The sequence below is a fragment of the Bacteroides sp. K03 genome (assembly GCF_019734355.1).
Lineage (GTDB): Bacteria > Bacteroidota > Bacteroidia > Bacteroidales > Bacteroidaceae > Bacteroides > Bacteroides nordii.
Window position 1 is genome coordinate 1 of record NZ_JAASHC010000006.1, and the last position, 11748, is coordinate 11748.

Genomic DNA, 11748 nt, shown 5'->3' on the forward strand with positions numbered 1-11748 from the left:
ACTTCTGCCTAGATAACGCAATAGGTCACCTGCTTTCCTTGGTTAACTTGTTTTAACTACAAAGATAATATTTCAACATCTATTTATTATGATGCAAATCTAAAGGATTAACGCAGATTTTCGCAAAGGGAAACAAATCTAAGATAAAGAAATACAGTCTTTTAATCTGTGTTTATCTGTGTTAATCCGCGTTTCATCAGATAAATAATACTCTGTGAAACTCTGTGCTACTCTGTGGTGAGTTTTGCTCATATCTATTCAATTATAAATCAAACCTATCTCAAACTCAGTTTTTTATATTTTTTCATTGTATATTTGTAACAACTTTATATATCACAACACGATTTCATATTAGCGACCTAAATAACCAAGGTCTAATTAAACATTTATATACCATGAGAAAACTAAAAATGACCCTGCTGTGCAGCCTGTTTCTGATAACCACAGTTTATGCACAAAAACAATTTACGTTGACTTCACCCAACGGACGTATCAGTACAACTATTAACATCGGCGAAAAAATCACCTATGACATTACACATGATGGACAGTCTGTCCTGTCCCCCTCCCCTATTTCATTAATGTTAAGTGATGGAGAAGTATGGGGCGACAATGCCAAACTATCCCAAAGTAACAAACGAAGCGTGAATGAAACAATCCTTTCACCATTCTACAAGAAAGATAAAATCCAGGATACATATAACGAATTGAAACTGACATTCAAAAAACAATGGGGATTGGAGTTTCGTGCATACGACGATGGAATAGCTTATCGTTTTATCAATCAACGGAAAAAGCCATTTAATATCCAAAGTGAAGAGGTCAATTACCAGTTTAACGATGATGCTATGGCTACAGTGCCCTATGTAAGGCCCGGAAAAGATGGAGATTATGAGTCTCAGTTTATGAATTCATTTGAGAACGCTTATACCACCGACCGGCTTTCAAAACTAAACAAAGGAAGAATGATGTTTCTGCCGCTGGTAGTCGAAGTAGGGAACGGAAAAAAAATCTGTATCACAGAATCGGATCTGGAAAGTTACCCCGGACTCTATCTGACTAACGCAAACGGCAATAACAGCCTGACCGGCAAGCAAGCTCAATACCCCAAAGTTACCAAACAGGGTGGGCACAACATGCTACAAATGCAAGTACAACAACGCGAACACTATATAGCCAAAGTGAATGGCCCACGGACATTCCCCTGGCGCATAGCGATCCTCTCTACTACAGATAAAGATTTGGCAAACAGTGACATGACTTACAAGTTAGGAGCGGCCTCACGAGTGGCTGATATCTCATGGATCAAACCCGGTAAAGTAGCATGGGACTGGTGGAATAATTGGAACATTGACGGAGTAGACTTTGTATCCGGAATCAACAATGCAACTTATAAATATTACATAGACTTTGCAGCAGCACATGGTATTGAGTATGTTATTCTGGATGAGGGCTGGGCAGTAAACCTGAAAGCTGACCTGATGCAGGTTGTAAAAGAGATCGACATCAAAGAACTGGTAGATTACGGCGCGAAAAAGAACGTAGGCATCATCCTATGGGCAGGTTTTCACGCATTCAACCGGGATATGGAGAATATCTGTAAACACTATGCCGATATCGGTGTGAAAGGATTCAAGGTAGACTTTATGGATCGTGATGATCAGGAAATGGTAGACTTTAACTACCGTGCCGCTGAAACCTGTGCAAAACACAAACTGATACTCGACCTGCATGGCACATACAAACCTGCCGGAATGAACCGCACATATCCCAATGTTCTGAACTTTGAAGGAGTGCACGGACTGGAACAAATGAAATGGAGCCCTGCTGTAGACCAGATGAAGTATGATGTCATTATTCCTTTCATCCGCCAGGTGGCAGGACCTATGGATTATACGCAAGGTGCCATGCGCAATGCGGCAAAAGGTAACTATTATCCTTGCAATTCAGAACCAATGAGTCAGGGTACAAGATGTCATCAACTGGCCATGTACGTTATACTGGAATCTCCGTTCAATATGCTTTGCGACGCACCAAGCAACTACATGCGCGAACCGGAATCACTGGATTTTATTGCAAACATACCCACCGTATGGGACGAAAGTATCACTCTTGATGGCAAGATCGGCGAATATATAGTAACAGCCCGCAGACACGGTAATACCTGGTATGTCGGTGGAATGACTAATTGGGATGCACGCGACATAGAGGTCGATTTATCATTCTTAAAAGAAAAAGGGAAAACAGTTACCTTGTTTAAAGATGGTATAAACGCACATCGCAGCGGACGGGACTATAAAAAAGAAAACATCAAGTTGAATGATAAAGATAAAGTGAAAATACATCTCGCACCCGGAGGTGGATTTGCAATGAAAATAGAATAAGGGATCAAATAAAAATCTTTGTTAGTGTTATTTTTAACACTTTTGACAAGCCTGTTTTTTATTGCTTAAAAGTACGTACTTTTACAGTATAAGAATACGTATTTAAGACGCTGTTAATATGCATTTTAACAAGGTATTAAATACGTATTTTCATGGAATAAAATAAGTAAGCCGGATCTATACATTCAGATAATCTGCCAACAGCATTTTTCATTTGATCCAAAATAAGGATACTTCTTACAGATACAAGAGAGGCAATTAATTCATTACGAATTAGTTGCCTCTCTTGTATCTGTAAGTGGGGGACATTCAAAAAGTATCCCTATTCTTATTATGAGTCATTACATCAAATTACTTGCCAATTCACTCAACTGGCTACGCTCACCTTTCACCAAATTGACATGGGCAAAGATATTTTGCTCTTTCATACGATCAATCATATAAACTAATCCATTGGATTGACTGTCCAGATAAGGCTGGTCAATTTGCTGGATATCTCCGGTAAACACCATCTTAGTACCTTCACCCGCACGGGTAATGATCGTTTTTATTTCGTGAGGAGTAAGATTCTGAGCTTCATCAATGATACAATAAGTTTCACTCAGACTACGTCCACGAATAAATGCCAATGCTTCAATAACCAATTGCTCACTTTTCTGCATATCTTCCAGACGTTTCACTTCAGTGGAATTAGCAGCAAACTGGCGTTTGATTACATTCAGATTATCAAATAAAGGCTGCATATAAGGAGCTACCTTCTCTTTTGCATCACCCGGCAAAAAGCCCAGATCTTTATTGGAAAGAGCCACAATAGGACGTGCCAATAAAATCTGCTTATAATCAATCAGATTGCCTAAGGCAGCAGCCAATGCCAAAAGAGTTTTACCAGTACCGGCCTTACCTGTCAAAGCAACCAGTTTCACATTGGGATCATTCAATATTTCAAAAGCAAAACTTTGTTCGGCATTGCGAGGTTCAATTCCATAATTCTTCGTTTTATTGACCCGGCAAACCGTATGGGTAAAAGGATTGTAACGGGCAAGTACACTACTACGATCACTTTTCAATATAAAGCACTCGTTAGGACGAATAATATTTTTAAAATCAAACTCGTTGATATCCAGTCCTTCCCGGGCAGAATAGATCTGATCGATTAGCGTAGGATCAATTCCCTCAAATACTTCATTGGACTTCTCAAAGATATCTACATTCACCACTTTGTCAGTAATGTAATCTTCACAAATCACACCAATAGAACGGGCTTTCATACGTAGATTGACATCTTTAGTCACTAATATAGTCTTCATATTAGTATGCTTGTGCGCCAGATAGTCTGCTACAGCCAGAATCTGATGGTCGGGCTTACGTGAAGGAAAAGAATCACGTACAGCCGGAGAATCGACTTCACCCGTAATAACAAACAAACGTCCCAGTCCCTCTCCTAATGAGGCACCACTCGTAAAAAGATTATCATCTGTAATCAAATCGAGTTCTCTGACAAATTCGCGGGCATTGTAATTAATCTGTTCATTGCCTTTTTTGAACTTATCCAGTTCTTCAATCACTACGATGGGGAGATAAATATCATTCTCTTGGAAATTCTTCAAGCAATTGTAGTCGTGAAGGATAACATTTGTGTCAAGCACAAAATTTTTCTTAGTTCCCATACTCTTCTTAGATTTAAAATGTTGATATTTGCAATCCGTTAAAGCAATCAGTCACTACGATGAAGGATTGTGGCACCTAAGATAAGAAATAAAAGGGCAATAAAGATTTCTTGCCAGTTAAATATTATAAAAGATGGACTATCAGAACACTTTAACGTACTTATATGAGAGTGCACCCATGTTCCAGCAAATAGGAAGCGGAGCATATAAAGAAGGACTGGAAAACACTAAAATATTAGATGAATACTTCGGACATCCTCATCGTGAATACCGCACCATTCATGTAGGAGGAACGAACGGTAAAGGATCCTGTTCCCATACGCTTGCCGCCATTTTGCAAGAAGCAGGTTACCGGGTCGGGCTTTATACTTCTCCCCACCTTGTCGATTTTCGCGAACGTATCCGTATCAACGGAGAGATGATGCCTGAAGAATATGTTATAAACTTCGTAGAAAAACACCGGTCTTTCTTTGAACCGCTCCATCCCTCCTTTTTCGAATTGACTACAGCTATGGCTTTCCGTTACTTTGCCGATGAAAAGGTGGATGTAGCAATCATTGAAGTGGGACTGGGAGGACGACTCGACTGCACCAATATCATTGCTCCGGATCTATGTATCATTACTAATATCAGCTTTGACCATACACAGTTTCTAGGTAATACACTGGCAAAGATTGCAGGAGAAAAGGCGGGAATTATTAAAAAGGAAATCCCGGTAATAATTGGAGAAGCGACAGAAGAAACCCGACCGGTATTTGTTGAAAAAGCGAAAGAGAGGGATGCTCCCATCGTATTTGCAGAAGATAATACACTTGTCTTAAATGCGAACTCCCAAAGCAATATGCTGGTATACGAAACTCAGGAGTATCCCCGTTTGGAAGGAGAACTTGGAGGATGTTATCAGATAAAAAACACCAATACAATACTGCATGCTTTAAAAGAGCTGAAAGCTCTGGGATATCGGATTGAAGAGAAAAGTGTTCGTAATGGGTTTTCTCATGTCAATGAATTGACAGGACTAATGGGGCGATGGCAGAAATTGAGTGATGCTCCCCTGTTAATATGCGACACGGGACACAATATCGGTGGAATTACGTATATCACCCAACAAATAAAATCGATCCCATACCACCATCTGCACATTGTAATAGGTATGGTAAATGACAAAGACATTCGCGGTGTATTAAGTCTGTTGCCTCAGGAAGCGAGTTATTATTTCACAAAAGCAAGTGTAAAACGAGCCTTGCCGGAAGGAGAATTGCAAAGTATAGCCAATGAATTTGACCTGAAAGGTACTACCTACCCAACAGTGGAGAGCGCCGTACGTGCAGCACAAGAAAAAAGCCTCCCCAAAGACTTTATCTTTGTAGGAGGCAGTAGTTTTATTGTTGCAGATTTATTAGCGAGCCGCAATGCACTCAATCTCAACTAAGGCATCTTTCGGCAAAGCTTTCACTGCCACAGCAGAACGGGCCGGGAAGTCTCCGTTGAAATAAGTTGCATATACGCCATTCATACCGGCAAACAAAGACATATCCTGCAGAAATACAGTCGTTTTGACAATGTCCGCCATTGTCAGTCCGGCTGTTTCCAGGATGTGCTTAATATTTTCTAAAGACTGGCGAGCCTGTGCCTCCACTCCTTCCGGCATTACTCCGGTAGCAGCATCGATAGGCAGTTGTCCTGATACAAACACCATACCATTGGCTTCAATAGCCTGACTGTAGGGTCCGATCGCTCCCGGAGCCTTTTCACTACAAATTACTTTTTTCATTCTATTCTCTATTTTATTATTAATGATGTACAATGTGTCAATTAACACACACAGTTAACCTGCCAACCGGTGTATTCAGCTCATTAACACGTTATTTTACGCTTCGAAGATAGTAAAAAAAAGATTCTGATAAAAATTCTAAGAAAAAAAGCAGAAGCCAATGCAGTATTCTGCATACCTCCGCATTTACTATATAGTTATACAAGAGAAAATACAAGACTAACTTTAAGGAACTAAAACCTGAGCTTGACTAAGTAAGGAGATGAGAGAGAGTGTTTTTATGGAAATCTCCAAAAAGAAGCCCCTATCCAACTGCGTGGACAGGGGCTTCACCATTTCTGTGAAGTTTTTTAGTAAGTTTTTGAGTTGGTAAGTTGGTAAGTTGGTAAGTTTTTAAGTTGATGAGCTTTTAATACATCCTTTCTATACATATAGTATCATATGAGGATTTACTATGAGAACTCAAAAACTTACCAACTTACCAACTCAAAACCTATTTACAGTGTTTCTTTATCAATTCATCCACATTGGCATCACCCAGTTCCTTTGCCTTGGCAAAGTTGGCACAAGCCTCTTCTTGCTTTTTCAATTGTATCAGGCAGATTCCTTTCAAACGATAAGCTTCAGCATATTTAGAATCAATTGCTAATACCTCATCCAACACTTTCAGCGCTTCCTCATAACGTCCCACACGTAAATTTATTACTGCCTGTTCAGCACGATAAGTCAGCTCTTTCGGATTGAGTTCAATAGCTTTAGCAATATCATCCAGAGCACGCTGATACTGACGGGCCTTAAATTCCGCCTGCTCACGGTAATAATAGAATACATCATTCACTTGTCCATTTACTGCTTTGAAATAAGTGTCATAATCAAGCATTGCCGAACGATATTCTCCTGCATTCATATTCATCTGGGCGCGCTCCAGCACGTAAGGAGCATTATCTGCGGAAACCGGTTGTGGACAGTGCGCTACGCAACTATCCATCACAGCAAGTACTGCCTTCGGATCGGCATTCATTAATTCCATCGTTTTAGCAGCACTGAAGAAGGTAGCAGGTGAAGCAAGATTGGTACGATTCACTTTTTCGTAGCTAACCAATGCTGCCGGATAGTCTTGCTTTGCAAACTGAATATCTCCTTCCAATTGTACATAAACAGACAAAGAATCAATAGCCAATGCTTTATGAACATACTCTAAAGCCTTGTCATACGTCCAATCTTTATAGACTTTCTCAGGTTTGCCAAGTTGGTAACTATAAATCTGTTTTGCCATATTATAGTACACATCATCTTTCTTCTGTGCTACTTTTAAGGCTTGTTCCATATCGGCCGCTGCTTTATCAAACGCAGCATCATCCTTTGCATTAAAAACAGTTGTTGAAGCCCGGCGAAGATATCCATCCGGACTGTTCGGAAACTGCTTCACAAAATCATCCAATAAAGACATATATACTTCGGGAGTAGATTGTGAAGAAGCCATATATAAATACACGAGTGCCTGTTCTTCTGTTTCAGGTAATCCTTTTTTGATACCAATATTCCGCAAAGTAAGATCACCGAGAGACAGTGCACTAATGCTTTGAGACATGGCAAAAGCGGCTCCGGCAGCATAACAGATGCTGGTAGTATCCTTGCCGGATGACTTCTGTGCAAGCCCGAACACCTGACCATCCGTTGTAGCCACAGGACAGCTCACCATCTTGTCTTTCAAACGCATATCAAGCGTATAATAATTATAATTCTCTCCTACCTTAGTCACCTTTTGTACTTTTCCCGGTGTACACGTACGATCTTTCTGAGTAGAATACGGTAGCAGATACACCTCTGCCCCTACAGCAGGAGCTGTAGTAGCTATTACCAGCGCAGGAACTTTCTTCTCAGTGATAGCCACGCGAAACTTGATAACATCATACATATCATCTGCTCCGAGAATAGCATTTACCGGCATCTGTTTTCCTTCAAAGTTAATAATAACGGCACGTTCCGCTCCTTTGAAAAGAGAATAATCCGACAGGGCTATACCATCTTCAGTAACGAAGAAGCCATTTCCGGTATTGAGTATTTTATCGTTCTTGTCATAAGTCACTACAGAGAATACAGCACGCTTAGCTTTTTCTACCCACTTAGGGGCTTGTGCCATGCTCCATTGTACCGACATACAAATAAGTATTAAAGGTAACAGAATCTTTTTCATAAATTAAAAATTAAAAAGTTAGTAGTTAGTAGCTGGCAGTTAGAAGTTAGTAGTTAGAAGCTGGTAGCTGGAATCCATTCGGTTTAAAAGTTATCACGCTGCATAGATTCTGACTACTGACTACTAAATTCTAACTACTCAAAGTTTAAAGGTCACTGTGACGTTGTTTCACAGCCTCATATATCAAAATGCCGGCAGCCACAGATACATTAAGTGATTCAATACTACCCAGCATCGGAATCTTCACCCATTCGTCACATAGTGCAAGATTCTCATAAGATACTCCTTTGTCTTCGGCCCCCATAATAATACATGTCGGAGTAGTATAATCGGCTTTCGTATAGTCATAATCTCCTTTCTCGGTGGCAGCCACAATATGAAAGCCACTATCTTTGAGGAACTGTAAAGTACTCTTCAAACTTTGTTCACGGCAAACAGGTAGAGTATGCAAAGCTCCCGCAGAAGTTTTCACAGCATCTGCATTTACCGTCACACTACCCCGGGCCGGAATGATAACGGCATCCACCGCAGCACACTCACAAGTACGGGCTATAGCACCAAAATTACGGACATCCGTCATACCATCCAGCATTACGAAGAACGGATTCTTACCCTGTTCAAACAAAAAAGGTACAAGATCTTCCGTCTTCTGATAAGTCACAGAAGAGATAAATGCTACTACTCCCTGATGATTCTTACGGGTAATGCGGTTGATACGCTCTACCGGAACACGCTGCACCGGAATAAGCATACCTTTCAAGGCTGCAAACAACTCTTTTGACAAATCACTCTGGATATCTTTCTTTACCAGAATTTTATCAATCTCTTTACCTGCTTGTATAGCCTCTATTACGGCACGAACACCGAAAATCATTTCACTTTGATCAATCATCTTATTTATTTACTATTTAACTATGTACAATTTACTATAAAAAAATACTCTCTATTTGCGATTCTTCCATTTCTACATTTACTCTTCCTGCCTTACGCAGCTAGATCGTAAATAGTAAATCATCAAATCGTAAATCCTAATAACGCTTTTGCATTACTCAACGCTGCCTCCGTCAAAGTAGCACCGCTCAGCATATGCGCTATTTCTTCTACCCGTTCTTCATCAGTAAGACGACGAATGTGGCTATTTGTTTCAGTATCACTATCACGCTTATACACCTTATAATGTGCACATCCACGGGAAGCGATCTGCGGCAAATGGGTGATACTTATCACTTGTCTTTCCTGCTCTCCCATCTCCTGCATAATGTCTGCCATGCGATCAGCAATCTCACCGGAAACACCGGTATCTATTTCGTCAAACACAATGGTAGGGAGTTTTACCGCTCCAGCTATCATTGCCTTAACAGATAACATGACGCGAGCGATCTCACCACCGGAAGCTACAGACGAGATGTTTTGCAATGCACTGTTCTTATTGGCAGAGAAAAGAAAGCTAACTGTATCCTCCCCCTGCAATCCGGGTTCTTTGCGTACCCCCATCTCTACCTGAAACCGCACATTAGGCATACCTAGCGGCACTAACCTGGAAGCCATCTGCTTCTCTACTTCACGGGCAGCAGTAACACGAGCCTTCGTAAGAACCCCGGCTTGTTTTTTCACATTATTATATTGGATATCTCTTTCGGCTGTCAGAGCAGCAATACGATCGTCAAACGAAGTGATAGCCGACAATTTCTCTTTATATCCCTCCGTCAATCCTATTAACTCCTCAACAGTCTGCACACGATGCTTTTGCTGCAAAGAATAGATCAGATTCAAACGGTCGTTAACTTCATCCAGACGAGTGGGATTAAATTCTATATTTTCACTCTGGGTACTAATTTCATCTACTATGTCTTTCAGCTCAATGAAACTACTATGCATACGTTCTGCAAGTTCCGTTGCAGGTGAATACACCTTTTGTAAGGCAGAAAGAGAACCAGAACTTTCTTTTAATGCAGCCAATAAACCACCCTCATCGGAAGTAAAAACCTGTTCAATACGGTATAGCCCTGCTTTTATTTCTTCAGCATGGCTCAATGTTTCCGACTCCTGTTCCAGCTCTTCTTGCTCACCTTCGACAAGATGTGCCTCTTCAAGCTGTTCAAGCTGAAAACGAATATAGTCTTCATCCTCTTTACTTTGTCCGGCCAACGAAATCAACTCGTCAAGTTCTTTATCCAAACGCTTCCAGTCTGTATAAAGCCGATGATAAGTGTTCAACGCATCATCATTGTGTGCCAAAATATCAAGTACGTTGAGCTGGAAACCTTCCTTATTCAATAATAAGTTCTGGTGCTGGGAATGCACATCAATCAGCTGTTCACCCAATTCTTTCATTTGTGTCAACGAAGCCGGGGTATCGTTAATGAAAGCCCGGCTCTTGCCCGACGCTTGCACTTCACGACGAAGAATACATTCATCTTCATACCCAAGTTCATTCTCTTCAAAAAAAGGTTTCATACCATAGGAAGAAATATCAAAACGAGCTTCTATAATACATTTAGATGCCCCCTGACGGATCGCTTTCACATCAGCCCGCTGCCCTAACAGCAAACCAATAGCCCCCAATATAATTGACTTCCCGGCACCGGTTTCACCCGTGATGACAGAAAATCCTGTATCGAAGTGGATATCCAACTTCTCTATTAAGGCATAATTCTGAATATACAGTGAACGTAGCATATATAATAACGTGCTAATATGCCAATTAGTCAATGTGCCAATTGGCTGTGCACATAATTTTATTAATTATTTAATTATTTAAATCTCTCTATTCTTTAAGTCTCTTTTCATTGGCACACAGGCACATTATTTTGATTTGATCTTGTCCCATACGCTATTTTGCGAAGGATTAATATTTGAAAGAATCTGATATACCTGTTCTCGTTCATTCTGAGCTGCAGGTGATTTTCCACCATAAATATTGACCAGTTCGTCTTTCTTTATTTCCGTAAATATCACAGGCAATGAAGACATAGGTTTAGTATCACGCGCCTGTTTCAATCCGGCAAGTGAAGCAGTAATAGCCGCACGCGCACGGGTGGCATTGGTTACCATTTCATCCATTCCTTTTCGATGATACTCATACATCATCTGACGAAGCGGACTCATACCCTCATCCAGATAGTCGGAAACAATAGCATAACGGTTACGACTATCATCAAAAGCCTTCCAACCTTTTTCATTCAAAGTTTGTGCAGCAGTCACTACATTCTCAGCTGCACGAAAAAGCTCTGTTCCACCTTTTAGTGACATCGTATCCATATCCAGGCCAATCATCAGATAGGCATAATAGGCAATAACAGCAGTGAGATTATTATCTATCAGATTATCACGTAACTCCAACGGATCAAACTCACGATAATTAAACTCTACATTATTATCCTTGAAAGTAAACACGGTAGACTGATAACCAGACTGATAAACCGGACGGGTGGATTGCACTATAAGCTCACACGTCCATCGACCTTCATTCTCATTATATCCTTTCACAGTAAGATTCATGGAACAACGAATACGCTCATTAATCTCGTACTGTGCTTGTGTCCAGTGGCGCTCATTGATAAATTCGGTCAGTGCGGTTTCAAGTGTTTTGAATACCTGCACATTCGTTCCCTGCACCTGAGCATGGTTGACAGTCACTTTACAATCAAGTTCCTGGGCCGAAAGAAACAGAGGAAATAACCATACCGCAAAAGCACTCAATATCTTCCACATTACATCACATCT

The 11748-nt window shown here is 40.6% G+C and carries 8 protein-coding genes; 2 read left to right on the top strand and 6 right to left on the bottom strand.

Features of this window, described 5'->3' with window-relative positions; all coding sequences use genetic code 11:
* Positions 1-395 precede the first annotated feature (395 nt).
* Complete coding sequence (locus HCG69_RS06320; RefSeq protein WP_221649348.1) at positions 396-2384, top strand: glycoside hydrolase family 97 protein; 1989 nt, start codon at positions 396-398, stop codon at positions 2382-2384.
* A gap of 341 nt (positions 2385-2725) precedes the next feature.
* On the opposite strand, the gene HCG69_RS06325 is transcribed toward HCG69_RS06320, so the two are convergent.
* Positions 2726-4051 carry a PhoH family protein gene (locus HCG69_RS06325; protein ID WP_002561526.1) on the bottom strand — a complete coding sequence of 442 codons (1326 nt, stop codon included), beginning with the start codon at positions 4049-4051 and terminating at the stop codon, positions 2726-2728.
* 133 nt (positions 4052-4184) lie between these two features.
* Between HCG69_RS06325 and HCG69_RS06330 the strand changes: the two genes are divergently transcribed.
* On the top strand, positions 4185-5483 hold the full coding sequence (locus HCG69_RS06330; protein ID WP_221649349.1) for a folylpolyglutamate synthase/dihydrofolate synthase family protein: 1299 nt from the start codon (positions 4185-4187) through the stop codon (positions 5481-5483).
* Here the strand turns inward: HCG69_RS06330 and HCG69_RS06335 are convergent.
* The 5 genes from HCG69_RS06335 to HCG69_RS06355 form a co-directional block, all read right to left on the bottom strand.
* Positions 5451-5825, bottom strand: a complete 375-nt coding sequence (locus HCG69_RS06335; RefSeq protein ID WP_221649350.1) for a RidA family protein — start codon at positions 5823-5825, stop codon at positions 5451-5453. The two genes, HCG69_RS06330 and HCG69_RS06335, sit on opposite strands and share 33 nt — an antisense overlap.
* 493 nt (positions 5826-6318) lie before the next feature.
* The gene (locus HCG69_RS06340; protein ID WP_221649351.1) at positions 6319-8022 is read right to left on the bottom strand and encodes a serine protease; all 1704 of its coding nucleotides are present in this window, start codon (positions 8020-8022) and stop codon (positions 6319-6321) included.
* Between the two features lie 145 nt (positions 8023-8167).
* On the bottom strand, positions 8168-8914 hold the full coding sequence (gene rlmB, locus HCG69_RS06345; protein ID WP_221649352.1) for a 23S rRNA (guanosine(2251)-2'-O)-methyltransferase RlmB: 747 nt from the start codon (positions 8912-8914) through the stop codon (positions 8168-8170).
* 122 nt (positions 8915-9036) lie between these two features.
* Positions 9037-10701, bottom strand: coding sequence for a DNA repair protein RecN (gene recN, locus HCG69_RS06350; protein WP_221649353.1), 1665 nt, complete (start codon positions 10699-10701; stop codon positions 9037-9039).
* Positions 10702-10827: 126 nt separating this feature from the next.
* A complete protein-coding gene (locus HCG69_RS06355; RefSeq protein WP_221649354.1) occupies positions 10828-11736 on the bottom strand; it encodes a DUF4835 family protein in 909 nt (302 codons plus the stop codon).
* Between the last annotated feature and the right edge of the window lie 12 nt (positions 11737-11748).